Annotated in this window: 21 protein-coding genes and 5 tRNA genes; 16 read left to right on the forward strand and 10 right to left on the reverse strand. The window is 48.9% G+C overall.

Annotation, left to right across the window (positions count from 1 at the left end; translation table 11 throughout):
• Positions 1–145: 145 nt before the first annotated feature.
• Positions 146–1,414, reverse strand: a complete 1,269-nt coding sequence (locus AC3WQ3_RS05265) for an MDR family MFS transporter (RefSeq protein ID WP_492471630.1) — start codon at positions 1,412–1,414, stop codon at positions 146–148.
• A gap of 122 nt (positions 1,415–1,536) precedes the next feature.
• Between AC3WQ3_RS05265 and AC3WQ3_RS05270 the strand changes: the two genes are divergently transcribed.
• Positions 1,537–3,396 (forward strand): ABC transporter substrate-binding protein, encoded by a 1,860-nt coding sequence (locus AC3WQ3_RS05270; RefSeq protein WP_492471631.1) that lies wholly within the window; start codon positions 1,537–1,539, stop codon positions 3,394–3,396.
• Positions 3,397–3,431: 35 nt separating this feature from the next.
• Here the strand turns inward: AC3WQ3_RS05270 and AC3WQ3_RS05275 are convergent, their stop codons facing one another.
• Positions 3,432–4,946: a serine hydrolase gene (locus tag AC3WQ3_RS05275; RefSeq protein WP_492471632.1), complete on the reverse strand. Its 1,515-nt coding sequence runs from the start codon at positions 4,944–4,946 to the stop codon at positions 3,432–3,434.
• A gap of 288 nt (positions 4,947–5,234) precedes the next feature.
• Between AC3WQ3_RS05275 and AC3WQ3_RS05280 the strand changes: the two genes are divergently transcribed.
• The 6 genes from AC3WQ3_RS05280 to AC3WQ3_RS05305 all read left to right on the forward strand — a co-directional run bounded on the left by AC3WQ3_RS05280 (position 5,235) and on the right by AC3WQ3_RS05305 (position 13,889).
• Positions 5,235–6,446, forward strand: coding sequence for an outer membrane lipoprotein-sorting protein (locus AC3WQ3_RS05280; protein WP_127538191.1), 1,212 nt, complete (start codon positions 5,235–5,237; stop codon positions 6,444–6,446).
• A gap of 439 nt (positions 6,447–6,885) precedes the next feature.
• On the forward strand, positions 6,886–8,073 hold the full coding sequence (gene alr / locus AC3WQ3_RS05285; protein WP_336781076.1) for an alanine racemase: 1,188 nt from the start codon (positions 6,886–6,888) through the stop codon (positions 8,071–8,073).
• A 262-nt stretch (positions 8,074–8,335) separates the two neighbouring features.
• Complete coding sequence (locus AC3WQ3_RS05290) at positions 8,336–8,617, forward strand: CopG family ribbon-helix-helix protein (RefSeq protein WP_056699650.1); 282 nt, start codon at positions 8,336–8,338, stop codon at positions 8,615–8,617.
• 3 nt (positions 8,618–8,620) lie between these two features.
• Complete coding sequence (locus tag AC3WQ3_RS05295) at positions 8,621–8,971, forward strand: type II toxin-antitoxin system PemK/MazF family toxin (protein ID WP_024630714.1); 351 nt, start codon at positions 8,621–8,623, stop codon at positions 8,969–8,971.
• Between the two features lie 231 nt (positions 8,972–9,202).
• A complete protein-coding gene (locus AC3WQ3_RS05300; RefSeq protein ID WP_095289068.1) occupies positions 9,203–11,392 on the forward strand; it encodes an alpha-galactosidase in 2,190 nt (729 codons plus the stop codon).
• Between the two features lie 235 nt (positions 11,393–11,627).
• On the forward strand, positions 11,628–13,889 hold the full coding sequence (locus AC3WQ3_RS05305) for a Tex family protein (RefSeq protein WP_419720013.1): 2,262 nt from the start codon (positions 11,628–11,630) through the stop codon (positions 13,887–13,889).
• Between the two features lie 145 nt (positions 13,890–14,034).
• Here the strand turns inward: AC3WQ3_RS05305 and cmpA are convergent, their stop codons facing one another.
• Positions 14,035–14,178 (reverse strand): cortex morphogenetic protein CmpA, encoded by a 144-nt coding sequence (gene cmpA / locus AC3WQ3_RS05310; protein ID WP_095289070.1) that lies wholly within the window; start codon positions 14,176–14,178, stop codon positions 14,035–14,037.
• Positions 14,179–14,387: 209 nt separating this feature from the next.
• A complete protein-coding gene (locus AC3WQ3_RS05315; RefSeq protein WP_110821371.1) occupies positions 14,388–14,744 on the reverse strand; it encodes a hydrolase/acyltransferase in 357 nt (118 codons plus the stop codon).
• A 121-nt stretch (positions 14,745–14,865) separates the two neighbouring features.
• On the opposite strand from AC3WQ3_RS05315, the gene AC3WQ3_RS05320 reads away from it, so the two are divergent.
• The 3 genes from AC3WQ3_RS05320 to AC3WQ3_RS05330 all read left to right on the forward strand — a co-directional run bounded on the left by AC3WQ3_RS05320 (position 14,866) and on the right by AC3WQ3_RS05330 (position 15,660).
• On the forward strand, positions 14,866–15,336 hold the full coding sequence (locus AC3WQ3_RS05320; RefSeq protein ID WP_095289073.1) for a SprT family protein: 471 nt from the start codon (positions 14,866–14,868) through the stop codon (positions 15,334–15,336).
• A 153-nt stretch (positions 15,337–15,489) separates the two neighbouring features.
• Positions 15,490–15,565: transfer RNA gene (locus tag AC3WQ3_RS05325), tRNA-Asn, on the forward strand.
• Positions 15,566–15,571: 6 nt separating this feature from the next.
• Positions 15,572–15,660: transfer RNA gene (locus tag AC3WQ3_RS05330), tRNA-Ser, on the forward strand.
• A gap of 222 nt (positions 15,661–15,882) precedes the next feature.
• Here the strand turns inward: AC3WQ3_RS05330 and AC3WQ3_RS05335 are convergent.
• The gene (locus AC3WQ3_RS05335) at positions 15,883–16,581 is read right to left on the reverse strand and encodes an ArsR/SmtB family transcription factor (protein WP_336781074.1); all 699 of its coding nucleotides are present in this window, start codon (positions 16,579–16,581) and stop codon (positions 15,883–15,885) included.
• A gap of 109 nt (positions 16,582–16,690) precedes the next feature.
• Here AC3WQ3_RS05335 and AC3WQ3_RS05340 point away from each other — a divergent pair, with 109 nt between their 5' ends.
• Together AC3WQ3_RS05340 and AC3WQ3_RS05345 are read left to right on the forward strand one after the other, a co-directional pair.
• Positions 16,691–17,335, forward strand: a complete 645-nt coding sequence (locus AC3WQ3_RS05340; RefSeq protein ID WP_336781073.1) for a flavin reductase family protein — start codon at positions 16,691–16,693, stop codon at positions 17,333–17,335.
• Positions 17,336–17,591: 256 nt separating this feature from the next.
• Entirely contained in the window at positions 17,592–18,263 is a 672-nt protein-coding gene (locus AC3WQ3_RS05345) for an MgtC/SapB family protein (protein WP_492471633.1), read from the forward strand.
• Positions 18,264–18,294: 31 nt separating this feature from the next.
• On the opposite strand, the gene AC3WQ3_RS05350 is transcribed toward AC3WQ3_RS05345, so the two are convergent.
• Entirely contained in the window at positions 18,295–19,191 is an 897-nt protein-coding gene (locus AC3WQ3_RS05350) for a Cof-type HAD-IIB family hydrolase (protein ID WP_492471634.1), read from the reverse strand.
• 4 nt (positions 19,192–19,195) lie between these two features.
• Positions 19,196–19,972: a DeoR/GlpR family DNA-binding transcription regulator gene (locus AC3WQ3_RS05355; protein ID WP_492471635.1), complete on the reverse strand. Its 777-nt coding sequence runs from the start codon at positions 19,970–19,972 to the stop codon at positions 19,196–19,198.
• Between the two features lie 318 nt (positions 19,973–20,290).
• On the opposite strand from AC3WQ3_RS05355, the gene AC3WQ3_RS05360 reads away from it, so the two are divergent.
• From AC3WQ3_RS05360 to AC3WQ3_RS05375, 4 genes are all read left to right on the forward strand, one after another.
• Positions 20,291–20,362: transfer RNA gene (locus AC3WQ3_RS05360), tRNA-Glu, on the forward strand.
• A gap of 89 nt (positions 20,363–20,451) precedes the next feature.
• Positions 20,452–20,527 (forward strand) — tRNA-Lys (locus AC3WQ3_RS05365).
• Between the two features lie 17 nt (positions 20,528–20,544).
• Positions 20,545–20,627, forward strand: a tRNA-Leu gene (locus tag AC3WQ3_RS05370).
• 212 nt (positions 20,628–20,839) lie between these two features.
• On the forward strand, positions 20,840–21,256 hold the full coding sequence (locus AC3WQ3_RS05375; protein ID WP_492471636.1) for a helix-turn-helix domain-containing protein: 417 nt from the start codon (positions 20,840–20,842) through the stop codon (positions 21,254–21,256).
• Positions 21,257–21,375: 119 nt separating this feature from the next.
• Here the strand turns inward: AC3WQ3_RS05375 and AC3WQ3_RS05380 are convergent, their stop codons facing one another.
• From AC3WQ3_RS05380 to AC3WQ3_RS05390, 3 genes are all read right to left on the reverse strand, one after another.
• Positions 21,376–22,338, reverse strand: coding sequence for an urease accessory protein UreD (locus tag AC3WQ3_RS05380; protein ID WP_492471637.1), 963 nt, complete (start codon positions 22,336–22,338; stop codon positions 21,376–21,378).
• Positions 22,253–22,975, reverse strand: a complete 723-nt coding sequence (gene ureG / locus AC3WQ3_RS05385; RefSeq protein ID WP_127538201.1) for an urease accessory protein UreG — start codon at positions 22,973–22,975, stop codon at positions 22,253–22,255. The genes AC3WQ3_RS05380 and ureG overlap by 86 nt, the downstream gene beginning before the upstream one ends.
• A gap of 64 nt (positions 22,976–23,039) precedes the next feature.
• Entirely contained in the window at positions 23,040–23,735 is a 696-nt protein-coding gene (locus AC3WQ3_RS05390) for an urease accessory protein UreF (protein WP_492471638.1), read from the reverse strand.
• Positions 23,736–23,813 lie beyond the last annotated feature (78 nt).

Consider the following 23,813-nt stretch of genomic DNA (forward strand, 5'->3'; position numbering starts at 1 on the left):
TTCGATTGGATAAATGCATGTAAACACTCCCTTGCGCAAATTTTGGCAATAAAGCCTGTTCACTGTGTATTACTTCCAATTGGCTCGATAGGTTTCATGATTAGTTAGATTACGAAACTTAAATGGTTTCCTAACGGTAAGGAGCTTATGAGGCATCCGCACATCGCTGGGACTCGCTCAGTTCAGCTGACGGCCTGAGTGATTGGCGGAAAAATACAAGAGCAAAGGCCCCAATGATGACATACAGGCTGGCCATGGCATATGAAGGCAGCATTGCACCGATCATTAGTCCCAAGCTGCCCAGCAAGGCAGCGACATTATAACTCATGCCATCTGCAGCCATATATGCTGCTCGGTCCGAATCGGGGATCATCCCGGCAAGAAGTACTTGGCGTACCGGTGAGTACATCAATTCGCCAATTGTCAGCAGGACGGCAGAGCCGATTAGCAGTATGGCCCAGTTGCTAAATGCAAGTACGGCGAACCCGGCGGTGTAGAGGCACATACCTACCGTCATGATGGATCTGGATTGAAACCGTGCCATCCATTTGGAGAATGGGATAGCAATCAAGGCAACCAGTATCGTGTTGATCGCCAAGATTAGACTGAACATCTGCAGACCCGAAATGTTCCAGTGGAACAGCTGGGCACTGAACTCGCTTTTCAGACGGACAGCAATGTATTTATCCAGTTGGAATTCGAGAGAGACGGCCAGAACCGAAGCGGTGAAGAAGACCATGAACTTTCTGTCCCTGAGTACACTTCCATAGGTCTTTAGCATATTTCTTCTGACTGGCGCGGTGGTTTGAACCGAGCCCGTTTTTGCTGTTTGTTCCATGGTTTCCTGAATGAAAAACAACAAAATGAACAAGGTTACCAAGCTCTCCATGCACACCAGACTGAACAGAATGAATCGGAAGGAGTCGAATAACAATCCGCCCATCAGTGCGCCAAATGTAATGGCTACATTGGTCGTCCAATACTGCAATCCATATACATAATGTCGTTCATGTTCACTGCTTACGTCCACGATCATCGCACCTGCGATTGGAACGGTGATGCCGGAGCTTAGACTGCTAAGAAAGAACATGATGCAAGTCAGCTCTACCGAGTTCAGCCATGGCGAATTCGCTGCAGCCAGCCAGAACAAGGCGAATACTTGTACACATTGAGCGATGACCATCATTTTTTTGCGTCCAATCCGATCCGACCAGTATCCTGCGCCCAGACCAGCAATCATGGAGGATACAATGTTGACCGTAAGCAGCACACCAGCCCAGCCAGCTCCCATCTGGACGCTCAGATAAATGGCCATGAACGGAATGATTGATTTCTGGGTCAAGTCTGTAAAAAAGTCAGTGATGATACGAATTTTAATGTTGCGGTGCAAATCAGCATATTTCATCGGTTGCATGTCTTCCTTCCCGCTTTGTCATGTAGATGTTACTGAGTATAATGGAGGAAAACCTGAAGAAAAACTGTAGAAGCGGATCAATGGATTTCGTATTTTAGTAGAGCGGGAAGGCAGGGGGAGTTGTGGAAGTAGCTGACCATTATATTCAATTGCGTATGGCGTTTCCAAACGTTCATGATGATGAAGAATGGCCAACGACGATTGGAGAGCTGGCACACCATTTGTGCTGCACCATGCGTAACATGAATTTGATCATGAACAAGTTTATGGATAACAACTGGATTAGGTGGAGTCCGAGGCGTGGCAGAGGGAAAAAGTCATTGCTTGTCTTTCAGGCACCGCTGCTTGATGTAGCCCGTGAACGTTTTGATCGCCTGCTGCAGGGCAACAGGCTGGAAGAAGCCTATCAGCTGGCCGCGAGTCTGCCTTTTTCGTTACGGGAAATGTTAATGCAGGGTTTACAGGACCAGTTTGGTCTTCGTTCAGACCAGGGTGCCATGGGAAGGACAGATATCTTGCGGATCCCACAGAACTTCCCATTTGAGACATTGGATCCGACCCGGGCAGCCATGTGGGGAGAAGTGGGCATTGTCGCAGAGGTATTCGATCGCCTGGTACGCTATAATGCTGAACGTCGCATCTGTGAGCCGAGTCTTGCCGTGGCTTGGGAGAGCAACCTTGAAGGAACAGAATGGACATTTTATCTGCACAAAGGTGTTCTATTTCATCATGGCCGAGTACTGGATGCAGAGGATGTGAAGTTCACATTTGAACGAATCCTTGAGGATACCGGCAATCCCTGCCGGCCGCTGTTTGGCACCATTGCGAAGATCGAGACATTTGATGAGCTGACGTTACGTTTTACGTTATATAGCTCAAACTTCATGTTCCCGGATCTGATGAGCAGCATGTGTGCGTCGATTTTGCCGCGGGATGTGGCGTTCGACCGGATGCATCCTGTTGGAACAGGACCTTATCGTTTAACGAAGAATCACCCCAGACTGCTCGTCTTGGATGTATTTCCTTCCTATTTCAGAGGACGTGCCTACATTGATCGAGTTGAGGTGTGGCAGCTCCCGCAGTCCGGACTCGCAGAGTCGGTGATCAAGCAGGATTTGTTTCCGGATGGAGCGCCTCATGCTGTACAGCATGAAGTTCAGGGCGGAGTATATATGACGTTTAATATGCGCAGAGAAGGTCCGCAGCAGGATCTTTATTTTCGCCAGGCAGTGCAGCAGCTGCTGAATCAACAGGAGATGATGGATGCGTTCCGGGATACACGTAATCAGCCTGCATACAGCCTGGTTCGGGATAATGATGGGGATACGATGGAAGTAGAGCTGGGCAGCTTACCTGTACGAGAGAAACGAACGAGGCCACTGGATTTCATCACAGATTCCTCATTGGCCCAAGCGGAAGAACTGCTTAAGCGAAGCAGCTACGCGGGCCAGACGCTGAGGTTATGGGTAGAGGATGGGCAGAAAATGGAGACGGACATGCTCTGGTTTGTACAACGCTGTCAACGGATCGGACTGCATATCGATATCGTTCCAGGTGATCCCGTAAGTGCGGTGTACCATGATGAATTCAGGTCATGTGATCTCGTGTATACGGGGGAAGTGTTCGATGATCATGTCATGCTGAGCCTGTTCATCATGTTTACCTTTCAGAATACATTGTTCCTGGTTGCCATGGATGATGATCGGAAAAAGGAGTTAGACATGGAATGCAGGCGCATCGTAGGAATTCGGGAAGGTGGCGAACGAATGGCAGCACTGCTGGGGGTAGAGACCAAGCTGATCGAGGAGGCGCTGCTGCTGCCCACATATCGTTTCAAGGAGGAACATGCTCATCATGCCTCACTTCGTGATTACAATGTGGTGGGATATGGGATGCCAGATCTACGCCGTCTGTGGGTGAAACGCAAACCGGACGCTGATCCTAAGGAAGCAAGTTATCCGGCCTACATCCCGCTGTGGTAAGTGATACACAGCGGGATGAGCCTTGTAATGAACAGCTACTCTTCGTTTTTCTTAATAAACTCAATAGGTTTCGCACCCGGTTCCATCAAGAATGGAATGGAAATGGAACGGGCGTTATTCTCTTGATCGACCTGGAAAGTAAACGTGATTTTGAGTCCAAATAAAACAAGCAGGACGGAAAAGGTATCATTGCCTGTGTATTCCATGGGCATTTCAATCTCGTTGAATATCGCTTGTAAGCCGTCATCATTCATTTGAATGGACAATTCTCCGTATCCGGCATGAACATAGGTACCTGCGTAGGTAATTAGAGGTCGCTCAAGGGGCATAATTTTTGTATCATCTTGTGCATCATCCGTTTTTTCCTCAGCATCGTTCACTGGTGTTGCCGCGGGATCCAACGTTTCAGGCGCATCCGTAACTGCAGATTCCGCTGATTCCTCGCCACTCATCAATTTGGCCATCTTTTGGCTCCAATCCACAGGTTCCTTTTCTAGTAAACGGTCCATGATGTGAAATGTAATGGTATAGGGGATTATGCTTCCATGTGTATTACATAGTACTACAATCCCGATCTCTTCTTCCGGCAAAAAGGCGACCTGTGAACTAAAGCCATCAATAGCGCCCCCATGATGAATCAACGAATGTCCACGATAAGGTTCGATGAACCAACCCAGTCCGTAAGTGCTGACAGGCATCTCTGGACCATGAAACGGAGAATCACATGGCATTTGCGGACTGTGCAATGCTTCCATTTGTTCCTTGGAGATGAGCTGCTGTCCATCATGCTGCCCCTGATTCAATTGCAAGCGTAACCAGGCTATCATGTCTTCCAGATTGCTATTCATGGAGCCTGCCGGACCGATTGCATCGATGTTTCGATAAGGAATTCGTACATTTTCGCCGTCTTTCTCCATATAAGGAACAGCAAAATCAGGCTGGAGCTGCATTTGATCCACGGAGAACAAACTGGATGTCATCCCCAGCGGGTCAAACAGGTGATCCTGAACGAAGTTCTCCCAGGTTGTTTCCTTCAGCTTTCCGACGAGAAAGCCCGCAGTCATGTACATCAGGTTTTGATATTGCCACTTATTTCTGAAATCCTCATTCGGCTCAAGATACTGTATAGCATCTACGAGCTCTTCCCTGGTTCGTGAAGAGTTGTACCATACCATTTCATGCCTGGGGAGTCCAGAGCGATGACATAGCATATCACGAATGGTCAGGCGTTCCGTAGCGACAGGGTCGAACATTTTAAAATCATCCATATACGTTTTAACAGGCGTATCCCAGTTCAGCAGTTCCTGATCGACTAACAGGGCAGCGGTTGCTGCCGTAAAAGCTTTTGTACTGGACCCGATGGCAAAGAGAGTGCTTGGTGTTACTTCGAGTTTGGATTCCAGGTCGCGATACCCATAGCCTTTTTGCCAAATGACCTCATTCTTGTGAATTACAGCGACCGCGGCGCCAACACCCTTCCAGGTTTGCAGCTGTTCAGCTACAAATTCATCCAGTCCGTCCAGTAATGAGCGATGTTTTGTGGTAGTCATTAGTATCCCTCCAATAAAAATATGAAGTGAGTTCAAACAAATCAAAACTCGTATGTAGTTGACATCCAAGAAGTTGTTCAGTATCAACTATGCCTTTTCTGGATAAAGTTAACATCGGACCCGAGACTGATTTGCCTGTGATCACTTGTCCTAACAAGGGAATAGAAAGCTTGTCAAACCAGTCCGCATAAATCGAACAAGTCCCTCATAGACATGTACTAATCAAGTAGGGGTTCTGCTGTACGCACAATCCTGAAGTGAAAACATTGTGCTAAAGGGGATGATGTCATGCGCCGAATATCATGGATGCTTGCCATGGTATTGGTCTTATCGGCCTTACTTGCCGCCTGCGGGAAGAAGGATGCGGCAGCCGTGGTCAAAGATCTGAACGAAGTCGTAGGAGAGATGGAGAGTTACCAGGGAGCAGGTGTTATGACACTGCATACCGGAGATACGCCGCAGCAGTATAAGGTCGAGGTGTGGCATCAGAAGCCTTCATATTACCGAATTGCACTTACCAATGCCAAAAAGGATGTCACCCAGATTGTACTCCGCAACGATGAGGGCGTATTCGTCCTCACGCCAAGCCAGAACAAAAGCTTCCGTTTCCAAAGCAACTGGCCGGATAACCAGGGACAGGTTTATCTCTATGAGACACTGATTCGCAGCATCACAGGTGATACAACACGTCAGTTCGCAGATGAGAAGGAGAGCTACGTATTTGATGTAGCTGCCAATTATAATACGCACGCACTGGTCAGACAGAAGATCTGGCTGAACAAAAGTGATTATGCACCCAAACAGGTGGAGGTCTCAGACTCCAACGCAAACGTCGTCGTAGATGTTAAATTTGACAGCTTCAAGTTCGGTGCCGAATTCGGCAAAGATGCTTTTGATATGCAGCGCAACATGACAGCAGGCACAGAAGGGAATAGTGGAACAGACACAACGAATCCGGCCGAGCAGGCAGGAGAAAATGGCACCAAGGAGCCAGCAAGCTCCGAGACTGCTCCAGGTCAAGAACCGACTACAGGCTCTGCTGAAGGGGTCACTGATGGACAAACCGGTGTGAGCGAAAACCCGGAACAACAGGGAGCTCAGGACCCGGCGAGTGGTGAACCAGGCACAGAGGAGCCTACCATGACTGAACCGGAAGGAGCCGGCAGTTTTGGCGTGATTGAACCGACATACGCTCCGGAAGGCGTCAAGCTGAAGGATGATCAAATTGTGGAGGAATCCGGCGATTACTCGGTTATGCTCCGCTACGAAGGAACGTATAACTATACGATCTTTGAAGCCAGACCGCAGGATAGAGCTGTATCACTAGCACCATCTCGCGTAGTGGATCTTGGATTCACTTTGGGAATGATTAGTGGAGACGCTTTACAGACGTTAACATGGATGACCGATGGAATTGAATACAGAATCACGAGCGCGGATCTGCCGGAGAGTGAAATGGTTCAGATTGCGACATCGATGCAGGAGCAGTCAGGTAAATGATGTAATAGGTATAGTCGTTAGGGCATTAGGAATGCTAAGGAGCATCGGGGACTTGTTCTCCGGTGCTTTTTGATGTACACAGTTAGGTTGCCGCAGCATATGATGGAGAGGAAAAGCAGGACATTTCGTAATGGGTATTGCTTGAGAAATGAACAGTGAAATGGGCAGGTTGACCCAATAAATACAAAACACGCTTATATGCGGGATGAACCGGGTAAGTAATCGGTATAGGCAGAGAGAGAGGGCGTGAGGCTGCATTTTGGACTCATGTCCGTATCGCTTATCCGCCTGTTTCTTCATCCGCTTCCAGCTTCGCCATTATGCTGGGCATACTTTTTGAGTCGCCGTTCTTCTGCTCATTTGACAGTCACATGCTTGAGCATTACGATGGAGTCTGATATGTGAGCCGGATTAAGATGACTAGAGAAGGTGACAGAACGTGCAAGGACAATATCGGCCGACCCAAGCGGAGATCAACTTGGATCATTTGAGTAGCAACGTAGACGCTTTCCGCGCGGTTCTGCCGCAAGGCATGAAGTTTCTAGCTTGTGTCAAGGCGAACGCTTATGGACATGGAGCTGTGGAGACGGCCAGAGAACTGGAACGAATCGGAGTGGATTATCTGAGTGTCGCTTTTCTGGACGAAGCGCTTGAACTGCGACAAAATGGAATCAAGGCTCCGATCTTGGTATTGGGTTATACACCGCCTGAGGGTATTGCTGTAGCCAGGGAACAAGATGTGACCATAACGCTTTTCAGCAGGGAAGTGCTTGAAGCGATTCGTGATCTGGATACAGGATCGTCTCAGAACCAATTGAAGGTTCACATCAAAATTGATAGTGGTATGGGACGCCTGGGTCTGCTGCCCGGCGATGAAGCTATTGCTTTCATCCAGGAAGCAGCAGCAATGGATCAGGTCCTGCTCGAAGGCATGTTCACTCATTATGCCAAGGCGGATGAAGAAGACAAGACCTATACACTGGAGCAGTATCGACGGTTTCAAAGCGTGGTTGAAGCGCTGCGGGATCAGGGATGTGTCATCCCGATTATACATACGGCGAACAGTGCAGCTGCCATTGATACACCGGAATTATCCTACAATATGGTGCGAGTGGGTATCAGTCTGTATGGGCTGTACCCTTCCGCCGAGGTGAATCATCAGGTAGTGAAACTGGTCCCGGTATTGACACTGAAGACAAAAGCGGTTCTGGTCAAAACACTGCCACCTCATTGGGGGGTCAGCTACGGAACCCGTTATGTGACACAAGGGAACGAACGAATTGCGACCCTGCCTATCGGCTATGCAGACGGATTTTCAAGAATGCTGACAGGTAAAGCTCAAGTGCTTGTACGTGGCCGCCGCGTTCCCGTCGTCGGTACGATCTGCATGGATCAGTGTATGGTGTCGCTGCAATCTTTCGCTGAAGAGGCGGAAGAAATTCAAGCCGGCGAAGAGGTTGTCCTCATCGGTCACCAATCTGATAGTGTGATTACCGCAGATGAAGTGGCCTCCCAGCTTGGTACGATTGCCTATGAGGTGATCTGCATGATGGCTCATCGGATTCCGCGAATCTATTTCCGGAACGGTGTCGAAGTCGCCAAGGTTAATCCTCTTTTGACATCCTGACAGGACAACTGGACGCTATTACCAATAAACTTTTTTTCGGAACGGAAGGAAAAGTGTCGGAGCATCTCGAATGTTGTTATATTGACGAGGATGAAAAATCCTGAAAAGAGATGTTTGGTCTGTACGAATATTGCCCCCCATGTTTATAATGGAGTACAGCATACTTGATATACTCGGGGCATATATATTCCTTTGTATAAAAGTTCTGGAAAAACGTAATACTGGTTCACAATGGCGAAAGGTTTGTGGGGGTGGAAGATAGGTGGCCAACTTGCAGAACACCAAGCGGATTATGATCAGTTTGCCTGATCATCTCCTGCAGGAAGTGGATGGCATCGTAGCGCTGGAGAATTCCAACCGCAGCGAATTGATTAGGCAGGCCATGAAGCTGTATTTGACCGAACGGAAGAAACGTTACATCCGTGAGTCCATGCAGCGCGGGTACATGGAGATGGCAAAAATTAATCTGACCATGGCATCCGAGGCCTTTCACGCGGAGGAAGATGCGGACAGCACTCTGGACCGCTTAGTTAGCGGGGTGTAGACATTGATCGTAAAACGCGGTGACGTTTTTTTTGCGGATCTTTCTCCCGTTGTCGGTTCGGAGCAAGGTGGAGTCAGGCCGGTGCTGGTCATCCAGAATGACATCGGTAACCGGTTCAGTCCAACGTGTATCGTGGCGGCTATTACCGCCCAGATTCAGAAGGCAAAGCTGCCGACGCATGTCGAGATTGATGCTGCGGCTCATGGCTTTGACCGGGACTCTGTGATTTTGCTCGAACAAATACGGACGATTGACAAACAAAGACTGACTGACAAGATTACCCATCTGGACGAGGAGACCATGAAATTGGTTAATGAGGCGTTGCAGATCAGTCTGGGTTTGATCGATTTTTAGGTTGCTTGGCACCGGGTTTGGGCTGCCAGTATTCCGCCCGTAGCGGGATGTTCCTTGCGGGAACACACAATTACAGACAACATTTCAGAGGAGCGTATCGCGGCCCAAGGGCTGCGGTGCGCTCTTTTGTCTGAACAAAAATGAAAGCGTAGAACATTGGCGTGCTTTTCGCTATAATGGAACCTGAGAAACCGTTTACGCCAAAGATGTATATAGAGGTGGAGGAGACATATGAGCATTTATATCAATGAAGAGAAACTACAATTTCATTTACAAACCCGCAAGGCAAGTTACGTATTCCAGGTGCTTCCTTCGGGATATTTGGTACATCTGTATTATGGCAAAAAATTACGCGACTCAGATCTGAGCTGGCTCCATGTTCGGACGGAACGCGCTTCCTTCAGCCCGAATCCGGTTCCTGAGGATCGGACGATCTCATTCGATACGCTGCCGCTGGAACTACCAGTCTATGGAACAAGTGATTTCCGTAACCCGGCCGTACAGCTTCAACTGGAGAATGGTTCAAGTGTCTCGGAATTCACGTATGTTGGCCATCGGTTGGAGAAAGGCAAACCAGCTCTTCAGGGGTTGCCGGCGACTTATGTGGAGGCTGCAGACGAAGCTGACACACTTGTTATTGAAATGGAGGATCGCGTGGCAGGAGTCCGCATCGAGCTCTCCTACACAGCTTATTCGTCCTTTAATGCAATTACGCGGTCGATGCGTATCATTAATGAGAGCGCTACCTCGGTGAATGTGGCTCGTGCACTAAGCACATCCGTCGATTTCCCGCATGCTGATTATGAACTGCTGCAGCTGTCAGGCGCATGGACGCGGGAACGCGATATTGTTCGTCGCCCACTGGCTTCTGGCTTGCAGGGCGTGGAAAGCCGCCGTGGTTCAAGCAGCCATCAACAAAATCCGTTTATTGCGCTCATGACGCCAGGTACGGATGAGGATCAGGGAGAAGTGTACGGCTTCAGTCTCGTATACAGCGGAAGTTTCACAGCACAAGCGGAAGTGGATCAGTTCCACACCACACGTGTATCACTCGGCATTAACCCGTTTGAGTTCAGCTGGAAGCTGGAATCGGGAGAAGCTTTCCAAACACCTGAAACGGTCATGGTCTATTCGGATGCAGGACTTGACGGCATGTCCCAGTCTTATCACGAACTTTATCGCGAACGGCTTGCTCGAGGCAAATTCCGCAATACAGAGCGTCCGGTATTGGTGAACAACTGGGAAGCGACGTATTTTGGTTTTAATGCAGACAAGATTGAACAGATTGCCCGTGCAGGGAAGAAGCTTGGCATCGAGCTGTTTGTATTGGATGACGGCTGGTTCGGACATCGCGACAGTGACAATTCCTCGCTGGGTGACTGGATTGTGGACAAGAACAAGCTGCCTCAAGGTCTGGATGACCTGGCGAACCGGGTAACCGCACTCGACATGCAGTTTGGATTGTGGTTCGAGCCAGAGATGATCTCGCCGGATAGTGAATTGTATCGCAAGCACCCGGACTGGTGTCTTCATGTACCTGACCGTCGCCGGACAGAGGGCAGACAGCAGTTGGTGCTGGATTTCTCCCGCCAAGACGTTCGGGATGAAATCGTCCGTATGCTGAGCGACGTATTGGGATCTGCGCCGATTTCGTATGTGAAATGGGACATGAACCGGAATATGACGGAGATCGGCTCTGCGCAGCTGCCTGCGGACAGACAGCGTGAGACAGCTCATCGCTATATGCTTGGATTGTATGAGGTGATGGAACGAATTACGTCTTCTTTCCCCAATATTTTGTTTGAAAGCTGTTCAGGTGGTGGCGGTCGGTTCGATCCGGGTATGCTGTATTACATGCCGCAAACGTGGACAAGCGACAACACGGATGCTGTATCCCGTCTGCGCATCCAATACGGGACAAGTCTCGTGTATCCGGTAAGTTCCATGGGATCGCATATCTCGGCCGTACCGAATCATCAGGTTAACCGCATTACATCGCTGGAGATCCGCGGACATGTTGCCATGTCGGGTAACTTTGGCTACGAGCTTGACCTGACACGTTTCACAGAAGAAGAGAATGCCATTGTGAAGGCTCAAGTGGAGCTGTACAAGGAGATTCGAGGCACCATTCAGTATGGCACGTTCCGTCGTCTGCTCAGTCCGTTTGAGGGTAACGAAACGGCATGGATGTTTATCGCACCAGATGGAAGCGAAGCGGTTGTATTCTATTTCCGCGTCTTGTCCGAGCCCAATGCTCCTCTCCAACGTCTGAAGCTGAAAGGATTGGATCCTGACGCCGATTACCGCCTGAAGGGCAGCACCGAGACGTATACGGGCGATGCATTGATGTATGGCGGAATTTCCGTAGGCCGTGCCACAGGAGATTATTTGAGCGAGATGTTCCGTTTCGAACGGGTATAAGTAATCCTGCGTTTAATGCAGTGCTTTTCGGGGAAGACCGGAATACGTCGGGGTGACGTTTTTCGGTCTTTTCTTATGGGTTACGCGAAGCGATGAACCATAAACTTCACTGTAAGAACTTGTAACTGGTAGGAATGCTGGAAAACGGAACGGGATTTTGTGATAATATAGGGAAGAGCAATCTGCATGAGTGCAGGTTCGATACTGTGATTACAGCAGCATAGCTGCCCTGAACATGCTTAATCTGAAACGATTCAGGAAGGAAAGAGGGATTTATTTGTCTGAACAGGGAACGGTTCTGGAACCCAATGAAGAAACAATAAAGGCGGAACGCCAGGAAAGAATCATCAAACAGGTAGCCAAGGAACTGTCACTGGCCTTGAAGCAGGTGCGCACGACGTCAGAGCTTCTGGAAGAAGGCAATACGATTCCGTTTATCGCCCGCTACCGTAAAGAAATGACTGGAGAGCTGGATGAGAACCAGCTGCGACTGATTGAGGAACGTCTCGTATATCTGCGTAACCTTGAGGATCGCAAAGTGGAAGTCATCCGTATTATAGAAGAACAAGGTAAATTGACGGGAGAACTGAAAAAGTCCATTACCCAGGCTGTGAAGCTGCAGGAAGTAGAGGATCTATATCGTCCTTATCGCCAGAAGCGCAAAACGCGTGCCAGCGTAGCGAAGGAAAAAGGTCTTGAGCCCTTGGCCGTATGGATCTGGAGTCAACCGAAACAGGGGAATGTGCTCGAAGAAGCTGCGCGTTACATCAATGCAGAGCTTGGAGTGGACGATGCAGAAGCAGCCCTTCAGGGAGCCAAAGACATTCTCGCTGAGAACATCGCTGATGATGCTGCCATTCGTGCGTGGATTCGTCGCTATACGCTGGATCATGGCATGTTGACTTCAGAAGCGAAGGATGCGGAGCAGGAATCGGTCTATGAGAACTACTATGATTATCGTGAATTGGCCAAAAAGATGCCTCCGCACCGGATTCTCGCCATTAACCGCGGAGAGCGGGAGAGCATTCTGAAAGTAGGTCTGGAGGTTCCGCCTGAACCGGCCCATCGTCATATGGAAGGTCAGATCATCAAGGGTGCATCTGCAGTGCAGGATGTATTGCGGGCTGTCATTGAAGATGCCTACAAACGTCTGATTGCACCTTCCATTGAGCGCGAAGTCCGGGCAGAACTGACGGAAAAGGGAGAGAGCCAGGCAATCTCCGTGTTTTCCGCCAATCTGCGTAACCTGCTGCTTCAGCCGCCGATTCATGGCAAACGTGTGCTCGGTGTCGACCCTGCTTATCGTACGGGCTGCAAACTGGCTGTAGTGGATGATACGGGCAAACTGCTGGAAGTCGCTGTTACGTACCCGACGCCTCCTCACAACAAAAAGCGCGAAGCAGCCGAGGTATTCCACCGGATGATCAAGCAGTATGACATCGGACTGATCGTTATCGGTAATGGTACAGCTTCCCGTGAAACGGAACAGTTTGTAGCCGAGATCATTCAGGAAAATGGCGATGAAAGCCTCGTGTACCTCATCGTTAATGAAGCAGGAGCAAGTGTGTATTCCGCTTCCAAGCTGGCGCAGGAGGAATTCCCTGATCTGGACGTAGCCGAACGCAGTGCAGCTTCCATTGCCCGTCGTGTACAGGATCCGCTGGCTGAACTGGTGAAAATTGATCCAAAGGCCATTGGTGTAGGGCAATACCAGCATGACGTTTCTCAAAAGATTCTGGAGGAAAGTCTGAAAGCGGTCGTGGAATCTGCGGTTAACCATGTAGGCGTGGATGTGAATACGGCTTCGCCATCGTTGCTGTCCTATGTGGCCGGCGTGAATGCGACGATTGCCAAAAACATTGTGAAGTACCGCGAGGAAAACGGACGCTTTACGAACCGTCGTCAGCTGCAGAAGGTACCGCGTCTGGGCGCCAAAACCTATGAACAATGTGTAGGTTTCATGCGCATTGGTGAAGGTGAGAATCCGCTGGATCGTACACCGATTCACCCGGAATCCTACAAGGTCGTCGATCAGTTGTTCAAAGAACTTCAGGTGGAACTGGACAAGTTGGGCAGCAAGGAGTTGTCCGTGCTCCTATCCGAACAGCAGCCTGAACAACTGGCTGTGAAACTGGACGTGGGTGTGCCTACACTGCGCGACATTCTCGACAGCTTACAGCGTCCGGGACGTGACCCTCGGGAAGAAATGCCACTGCCTATTTTCCGTACGGATGTCCTTAAAATTGAGGATCTGGTTGAAGGCATGGAGCTCCAAGGTACCGTTCGCAACGTAATTGATTTTGGTGCCTTCGTCGACATCGGGATCAAGAGTGATGGACTTGTCCATATTTCACAGCTGAGCAATGGTTACGTCAAGCATCCGATGGATGTCGTTTCTGTCGGTGATAATGTAACGGTATGGGTGATGAATGTGGATACCAAAAAGGGCCGGGTCGGCCTGACCATGAAAAAGCCTGCTTCGAAGCAGACTTCCTAGTCCCATGACCCGAGAACAGCCTTCCCAGTTGCGGGAAGGCTGTTTGTTGTCGGCTCGAATGGGGTTGTCGACCGTTCCATATTCTTCGAATGAGTTAATGTAGGAAGAGAGAATGGGCTGTATACATGAAGAGTGGGGTTAAATTCTAGAGTTCACGATCCGCGCTGCGCGGTGTGCCATTAGCAGGTTTGTTCCGGTAAAAGAACCAGCATTCGTTCAGCAGCTTGATCTGTCTGCTGTCTTTCTTGTGAAATGCACGCATCAGTTGATTGCAAAGCCATTGAGGCAAAGGGATCTCCTCCTCTTGCATAATTCATCTGTACGTTAGCATATGTGGCAACAGCCTGGACTGTGCGGATTAAGCCGCGCGAAACGTGTAAAAAACAGTGTCCGGCTTGTCAACCGACCTGTCGATTCAGATAAATTAAAAAGCGCAAATCCGGTTAAGGAAATGCGCTTACAGGTTAGGATGTGCACTTTTAGAAAACGATAAATGAATCAGAGTGTTTCCATTTCTTCTTCGTACCATTGTTCCAGCTGGGCTTGAAGGGCCCGAATTTCGGTGAGTAAGGAAATCAAGGGATAATGCGTCTCGCGCAGTTTGGCGAAACTATGCTCAAGCGCATTGATGTAATCCAGCCCTCCGGTGATACTGAGCTGCTCGTTCAGAAGATCAAGGTCGTCACATTCAGCGATGGCCCAGGGCAATACAGGTACATCCGCTGCCGTAAGTTTATCAATCTCTTTGTGCAGACGCAGGTTGAGTGCACTGAGTTGATAGGCATAATCAGCGGGCATTTCAACAAACTCTAATTGCTGTTCCTGCTGCAGGATGACATAACGCATTGTAGGCATAACGTGTAATAATCTCCCCTCATACATTCTACTTGACAGTGTAGCCTACGAAACGGTTAAAATTCAAGTATTATACCGGAAAATGGAACGGTCCAAAGGGTGAGAAAGGAGGAGGAACCGGGTGGATAATGCTGAGCTGCAGCAGTGGATTGAGCAGGTATCGCTGGATCATTTCGGGGTTCCGTTTACCCACGAGGCCTTGTTTAATCGACGTCTGACGACAACCGGCGGCCGATATATGCTGAAGAGTCACCGAATTGAGATTAATCCACATCAGCTTGAAGCATACGGGCGGGATGAGGTTGAGAAAATTATAAAGCACGAATTGTGCCACTACCATCTGCATATTCGCGGACGCGGCTATCGCCACAGGGACCCGGAATTCAAGGCTCTTCTGCAAAAGGTAGGCGGTTCGAGGTTCTGTCAGTCCCTTCCGGATGGCAAGGGCAGGAAGCCGCAGCCTTATCGGTACAAGCTGGTATGCAAGAGCTGTGGAACGGAATATCTCCGTAAACGAAAAATGGATCCCAAACGTTACAGATGCGGCCGATGCGCCGGCAAGCTGGCTCTTCAAACCATCTCTAACGAGTAGCGTTCATCCTAATGGAAATAACCGGCTTGAAGAGGGGATGCAATATACTTGTATGAGCTGTATTTTCTCCCTCTTTTATAGTTAGGAAGAAAGTATAGTTAAGATGTTGACTTGGCTTATTAATCATGATAAATTATGTTTATTCGAGATTATTCCCTGATAGCTCAGTTGGTAGAGCACTCGACTGTTAATCGAGTTGTCACAGGTTCGAGTCCTGTTCGGGGAGCCATTTCTTGGAGAGATACCCAAGTGGCTATAAGGGGACCCTCTGCTAAGGGGTTAGACTGCGTAAGCGGTGCGAGGGTTCGAATCCCTCTCTCTCCGTTTTGATTATACTTCTCTGCAAAGGGATGAGAACCCAAAAGGTTCGTCGGAGCATAGTCTTCGATAGCGATACATCGCAGTCTCGAACGAAGTGAGAGTATCCCTCTCTCTGCGTATTGATTACACGAATAGAATCCCCTTCACATGAACCGTTGATCGGTTTGTTGTGAAGGGGATTTTTTGGTGTAGATCTTTCTTGGATGAGATCTGCAACGTAACTGCCTACAGCGAGATTCCCAAAACCTCGTATAAACCCTTCTTGCCAGCATCGGTAACTTCAACAGAGCGGCTGCCAGGCTTCTTCCGGGTCCACTCGAGCTGCGAAAGTCTGCGTTCCAATTGTTCGCCCAGCAGTCCGGATATGTGGTGACGCCGCTCGCTCCAGTCCAGACATTTGCGGGCAATGGCACGTCTTGATCCCGGTTTAACCTGAAGATCAATTCCGAATGATGTAAACCATTGTCTTCCTTTCTCCGTAATGTGATAATCCTTGGCCTGATCTGCTTCGGGCTCCAGTAGATATTCCTCCCGCAACAATGCATCGCACAGAGCAATCCCAAGCTTACCAGCAAGGTGTCCATAACAGGTACGAGCAAAGCTAAGATGCTGGAGCTGATTAGACTGTTTGAGCGATCTCACCTGAACAGGAGGGGCGATACTGCCCATCGTTTCAATTAGAAAGGCAATCTCCTGGCCAGCCAATCGGAAGTAGCGATGCCGTCCTTGCCGTTCTACAACTAGCAGCCCGCCGTCCACAAGTTTAGCAAGGTGGTTGCTCGCAGTCTGGGGTGTGACACCAGCCATATAGGCAAGCTCGCCTGCAGGCAGGGCCTGTCCACCCAGTAGCGCTTCGAGAAATACAGCGCGAGTCGGATCGGCAATCAATGACGCGATAACAGATATATTTGGATATGCATTCATACTTCGATGATACTTGAACAGTTGGCGTATTACAATTGGGACAGGCCACCGCAGAGTTCAAACTTGCATTGAGGGGCCAAGTATGTGAGACAGGAGATGGAGCAAACCAATGAATTTCGAAAACGCGAGTAAACGATCTGCTGAGGAGGTAGTAACGGACCAGCATGAGACGATTAACCCAAGCATTTTATACTATGGAACACCCGTACTTCTCTTGAGCACCTTGAACGAGGATGGGTCAACGAACCTGTCGCCATTGTCGTCTTCCTGGGCGTTGGGGGATTGTCTTGTTCTTGGTTTGGGTATCCAGGGGAAAGCCTATGAGAACTTAAAAAGACATCCTGAATGTGTTGTAAATTTGCCGGATGCGTCCATGTGGAGAGCTGTCGAATCTCTGGGGCGTTATACGGGTACATATCCGGTTCCTGAGGAGAAAAGACAGATGGGTTATGAATTTTGTTCGGAGAAATTTGAAGCAGCCGGGTTAACCACTCAGGATTCGCTTCGGGTTAAACCTCTGAGAATAGCCGAGTGTCCGCTTCAGATTGAGGCATCTGTACAGCATATCCGCACGCCGGAGCATACGCCTTTTATGGCCGTAGTTGAAGTGAAATCGCTGGAGGTACATGCACATAAGAAGCTTATATCTGGACTGAATAAAATTAATCCGGCAAAGTGGAACCCGTTAATCTATAATTTCCGCCATTATTACGGATTAGGAGAGCGACAAGGGGAGAACTTCCGCGCGGAATAGGGATCGGTATAAACAGAAAGGATAGAAACAGACTATCTTTATAAGAGGGTTATACAGGAAAGTAAAGTGGAGGCCGTACAGGTCTCTTTTTTTGTGCCGCCTGATATAGAAGGAATTTGCTGTGTGGATTAATTATTGGAGAGAGAGTGGGTAAGTAGTAAAGGAGGATACATGTAAGCATATACATAAGCATATTGCATGGATTCAGTTAGTGAAGGTCCATCTGCAAAATGCTGACATAAGAGAGGTGATGAGAATGGAAATGGAATATTTGATGCGAGTTCTCATAGCAGGGATCTGCGGGGTCCTTATCGGGTATGAACGTAAAAACCGGATGAAAGAAGCGGGAATACGCACTCATTTTGTGGTCGCTGTTGGTGCAGCGTTAATGATGATTGTCTCAAAGTATGGATTTCAGGATCAGGCAGGCTGGGCTAATCTGTCGCTTGATCCTTCCCGGATTGCAGCACAGGTGGTTAGCGGTGTAGGGTTCATTGGGGCCGGAATGATCTTTACGCAGCGCCATACCGTTCGGGGATTGACGACAGCTGCTGGCATCTGGGCAACGGCAGGCATGGGACTGGCTGTTGGTGCTGGACTTTACTGGACGGGAGCAGGTGTAACCCTGCTGATCGTGCTCGCACAGATGCTGCTGCATCGGCCGACACGCTGGCTGGTTTCCGCGAGAACAGAAACGTTAACCATTCGTCTGGAGCAGGAAGCAGACAGCCTGAAAGCCATATTGGCACTGCTGGGGCAGGAGAAGATTTCGGTCATCGGATTCAGGACGGAACAACAAATAAGCACAGGCTCCGCTCAGGAGACTGTGCTTGAATTCACCGTTCAGATGCCCGGGTCCTTCCGGGGAGAACAGTTGATTGTACTGCTGCAGGACGTGCCGCATGTGAGATCTGTCGAGTTGAAGTGAGAGAGGGTGTGATTTCCTGACAGGACTGAATTTATTGACCGCCCTCAGCAACGATTTCGGGCCGGGAGATCGGTTTGCCGTCCAGTACAGAGTGAATGGCATGGGCGACACCATGTTCTACATTGGTTAAAGTTATTGCCTTGGCAAGGGCTTGAATTTCCGGTTCACCATTGCCCATGGCGATGCCGAGTCCTGCCATTTTCAACATGGAAACATCATTGAAATTGTCGCCGATAGCTGCCGTATCTTCCATGGAGACATTGAGATGGGCAGCCAGTTTAGTAAGAGCATTACCTTTGGACACATCGGGATGCTGCATCTCGAAGTTGTGCTCGGAGGATACCACCATTGCAACATCCGATCTGGAGGCAAAATAGGCTCTTCCTTGCTGCAATTGATCTGGTTCAAGTGAGAAAGCCATAATGTTGTAAATGTAAGCTTCTGAAGGAATCTCCTGATGGGATTGAACACGATGGTAGTCTTTCTTGTCGTAGTGCTTCTTAACGGCGCGAATCAGGCGCTCAACGTCCTCACCAGGACTTGTACCCAGGATTCGGTCCATCTCGGCAAGCATCGTATCATGGCTGCTGATTGGGGCGTATATTCCCTGCTGAGTGGAAGCTTCATAATAGCACTCATGATCTTCGAGCCACTGCATGACAGATGCTGCTGTCTCACGTTCAAGCGGAAGATGATACAGACGGTTCCCATCAGCATCATGAATCGTGGCTCCATTGGACCCGATGACTGGAGTGTTAATCCCGCCTTCTTCGCAAATGCCGACAACGTCCGAATAGACGCGACCCGTTGCAATCGTAACTTTCAACCCTTCTTGCTGGGCCCGGTGAATGGCTGCTGCATTTTCCGGGCTAATCTGGCTGTCTCTGTTTAGAAGTGTTCCATCCAAATCCGTAGCAAATAATTTCATCACCTTACAACTCCTTATCTTCTGTTGGTTCAGGAATGAGAATCTCAACCTGTTGTTCATTTAAAAAGTTACGCCATTCGTCTGATGGCCATTGGTCGGTAATCAGTACATCAATCAGTGACCAGTCGGCAAAACGGTACCCGTAACGTTTATCAAATTTGGAATGATCTGCGAGCACGAAGACCTCTTTGGCCGCCTGCATCATTTTTTGCTTAATCTTGCCTTCTTCTTCGGAAGTGCTGAATCCATCCATCGTAATCCCGCCAATACCGATAAAGGCTTTGTCCACGTAATAATGGGAGAGTGTTTCGATCACAGATGCGCCGTAAACATAACGTTGTTCCTTGTCGACTTTGCCGCCAAGTAAACGAATATGGACAGCCGAGTGATTGGAGAGAAGATCTGCGGAATGAATGGAATTGGTGATGACTGTACATGATTTTCCATTCAGATGCTCAGCACAAGCCTGCACCGTCGTGGAAGAATCCAGAATGATGTTTTCACCTTGGCGGACCATGGCTGCAGCGAGTTTGCCTATAGCCCTCTTTTCTTCTGAAACATGGAGCAGGCGATCCTTGTATGAGATATATTCACGGGGAGGAGAGGGGAGGATGGCGCCGCCCCGTGTTCGGATAATGGCGTCCTGTTCTTCCAGCTTGATCAGATCCCTTCGAGCCGTGTCCCGCGAGACGTCAAATAGGGTAACGATCTCGTCTGCCGAGATCCGGTTATGTTTGCGAAGATGTTCAATAATGAGCTGCATTCGTTCTTCCTGAAACAAGCATGCCGCCTCCTTGCTAATGAGTGACCGTAATACTGATAACCTAATTATAAGTATTTGCAATTTAGTTTGCAATATTTTAAGTGAATATAAGTTTTTATAAGTTGTTTGATATAATTTTAACAGGATGTAAGGATTCTGATGACAATGATATGAAATTCGGTTATCTCAGATGGTATCTGCGATTTAAACGAGCCTATTTTCTTGAAAAATGATCTTTATAAGAAGCGCTAAATAAAAAACAAAAAAAGTGTTGCACTATTTTTATATGGTGTGGTATACTCATTCTTGTCGCCAAGAAAGACAACTTGTTAATAAGGCCCGTTGGTCAAGGGGTTAAGACACCTCCCTTTCACGGAGGTAACAGGGGTTCGAATCCCCTACGGGTCATATCTTCACCACCTTTTTAATAAGGAAACCTCGCAAGTCATTGTTCTTAAACCAAGAGATGATATGGCACATCGGTGAAGTTACAGCAAGAGCCATTAGCTCAGTTGGTAGAGCACCTGACTTTTAATCAGGGTGTCGAAGGTTCGAGCCCTTCATGGCTCACCATTTATACATTTGAATATGCGGTCGTGGTGGAATGGCAGACACGCTATCTTGAGGGGGTAGTGGGTGTATACCCGTGGAGGTTCGAGTCCTCTCGACCGCATTACATGTAAACGTTAGGGAAATAGACTCTCGTGGATATCCATGAGAGTCTATTTTTATTTTTATATATATCTATTTGAAAACTGCTCATGGATGAAGAAGGGCTGAGGATTGATATCTGTTGTGGTATAATTGTCTATATAATGTTGCCGGAGAATTACGTTATGGTGCAAGATATGGATTTTAGATATTATGGTTGGAAGGCGGTCCTGTATGCAGTCGATATATGAGCGAATTGAACACCTGATTGCCGAGCGAGGGATGACAAAGAAAGCATTCTGTCAACAACTGAAGATCAGCACCGGGAATCTGGGTGATTGGAAACGTGGTAAGTCGATTCCGAGCACGAATAAACTGATTGAGATCGCTGCGTTTTTTGATGTGAGTCTGGACTGGCTCATGATTGGACGTCCATCCAAGGAAGCGATGGTACGGGAAAAACGGGAGGATTATTTTTTTGGCGTGTTGCGGCAATTGGATTGCCAGGAGAGTGAATTATCGACCGAAGAGCAGGCTTTTATTAGCGAATATATTGAATTTACCCGATATCGCAAGTCCAAGGAAAGTAGAAATGCTGCTGACTTTCGATATAAGGAAGATGATAAACCCGAAACGGATGAATCGATCTAATGCAAAACCTCTGAACCAACCCGGATGATTTCCGGAAATGTTCAGAGGTTTTTTTGTGTTCATGTGAGATGATTGTAGTCGTGTTCATCTTTGGCTTCATGAAATTATGATGTCCCAGTTCATTTGCGGAACGTAAGATTCTCGTTGCCTAACAGCTGCGGTCGAATGGTGTTCCAAATGTGCAGGCATTGTTCCTGAAGTTCCCAGGCAGCCATGCCAAGCAAACGGACGCCGATCCCTCCGCTCGCGAGCAGGCTTGCACCAGCGAGCATTCGACCATTCGGAGGCAGTGCAGACCTGATGCTTTCCAGTTCCGCTGTCCCCAGCCCAGGAGCGATCATCCACAGGGCCGCAGTATGGGTGAAATCCAGCAATGCAGCTGATTTTTGTGGATCATCGCGTGAGGGTTCCATGCCGAATCGGTCCCACACAGCAAGCTGGCCCCCTTGCCATATTTCGGTTGAATTTCGATATTTGCTGAACTCAAAAGCCTCACCCCGGTGAATTCGTCCGGCTGACCAGACATCTGCATAAGCGAGAATAGCCTGTTCCTCCAGATGGAAGGTGGCGGTAAGCGAAGAAGAACTACCTTTGAATGGGATTACACATTCCGGGAAGTATTCAAGCACAGCTCCTTTCCTGATCTGGAAGTGATGGTTGACCGATGAGGGAAGTGAAGGCGTAGGGTGAAGGCGTGTCGCTGATGTACTGCTCAGCATCACATGGGTGCCTTCACCCAAATGCCACTCGGAATGATAATGATCCCCGTTAAGAACACCGGGAGAGACGTCTGATGTGTAGAGGCATAACCCATTGCTGTTCCCCGGTGGGCGAAAGGAGCGACTGAACCGGAGAGGGGCGCTATAATAACGATCTGTCATGATCGTACGTCCCTCTTGAAGGGCAAATGTGGCTCGAAGCTCGCTGCGTCGTATCACCGCTCCTTCAGCACGAATGCCCAACTTCGTTTCGGCTCCTTCCGATACGGGAGATGAATTAATGGCTGTGGGCTGAGCCGTGGTCATGGCTGTGTGAATGGAGATGCGCAGCGGCAGCATCGTCATCCATGTATTGGTGCTCAAGCCAGTGAATGATCTCGGATACACCTTCACCGCTCATGAGATTCGACATCACATATGGGCGACCTTCGCGTACCCGTTCGGTATCATTCTTCATCACCTGCAAACTTGCGCCAACATAAGGTGCAAGGTCTGTTTTGTTGATCAGCAGCAGGTCTGAGCGGGTAATGCCTGGACCGCCTTTGCGAGGCAGTTTTTCCCCTTGGGCAACGTCAATGATGTAGATGAACACATCTGCAAGTTCCGGGCTGAATGCAGCAGAGAGGTTATCGCCGCCGCTCTCAATGAAGATTAATTGCAGATCAGGAAAACGCTCAACCAATTCGTCTACGGCTTCAAAATTCATAGAGGCATCTTCACGAATGGCTGTGTGCGGGCATCCGCCTGTCTCCACGCCAATAATGCGTTCAGGTGCAAGAGCGTTCTGGCGCAGCAGGATTTCGGCATCTTCCTTGGTATAAATATCGTTCGTGATGACGGCCAGACTATAGCGAGTACGCAGCGCCTTCGACAGCTTCTCCACAAGGGCAGTTTTGCCGGAGCCTACCGGCCCTCCAATACCAATTCGCATTGGTCTGCTGCGATCAAATGCCTTACGTTCCCACTCCGGATGATGCGTATGATTAGCTCCTCCACACATAACAAATTCCTCCTTGGATTAACGGCTTATTTTAAAAGTACGTCTTAGCTTATAAATAGGGTTATTATGACATGAACAGCCGGGCAGGCAAGCTTTCGTGCCGCATGGCGTAGATTTCCTGGGCAATACTGAAACTGTGCATGTCTTCCGGGTCGTCATCCCGAATTCGAATCCATTCGGAGTCGATATCATCGAGCAGTTTCTGAATGAGCATCTGTGCCTCGGTTTGCCCGATCGGCAAGAGGCGCAGCGCACTGTTTACGTAAGCATTAACTGAGGTATACAAATGACCGGTGACCGCTTCGTCCAGTCCGATTTCCAACTGATAATTGATATATCCGTGAATGGTCGTGATCCCGCAATAGGCACCATGCGCCTGCACAGCTTCATCAATAAGCGAGAAGTCCATCCAAGGATAGAGAGAACGGGCAAGTTTCAGCAGTCGCTTCCCCATCTTATGGCCGCTTTCCCTGATCTCCCGGGGGGTTCGCTGGGCGTGTACCCGCTTATCATAGAGAGCGAGTAGAGCGGAGTCTCGTTCCTCCATTGCTTGGTAAACGCCTTTGATAGCAAGTCCATCGAGCCGAATCAGGCTGGAGTGAAGCTGGCTGCGAATGAATTGTTCAAGCTCGGTGATTGTTCGTATGGTGCCGTCATGCGTGTATGCTTCCAGACCGAAAGAGTGGGAGAACCCGCCGATGGGCAGGGCCGAGTCGAGCAGTTGAACATATCGAAGCAGCTTCGTGCCACTTTGCATCATGCCAAGCGTCCTTTCTTTGCTTCTGTCTTATTTCCCATCCAACCAAAATCCGATATAAAAATAATGTAAGGATACAGG

The organism is Paenibacillus sp. FW104-T2, assembly GCF_058789975.1.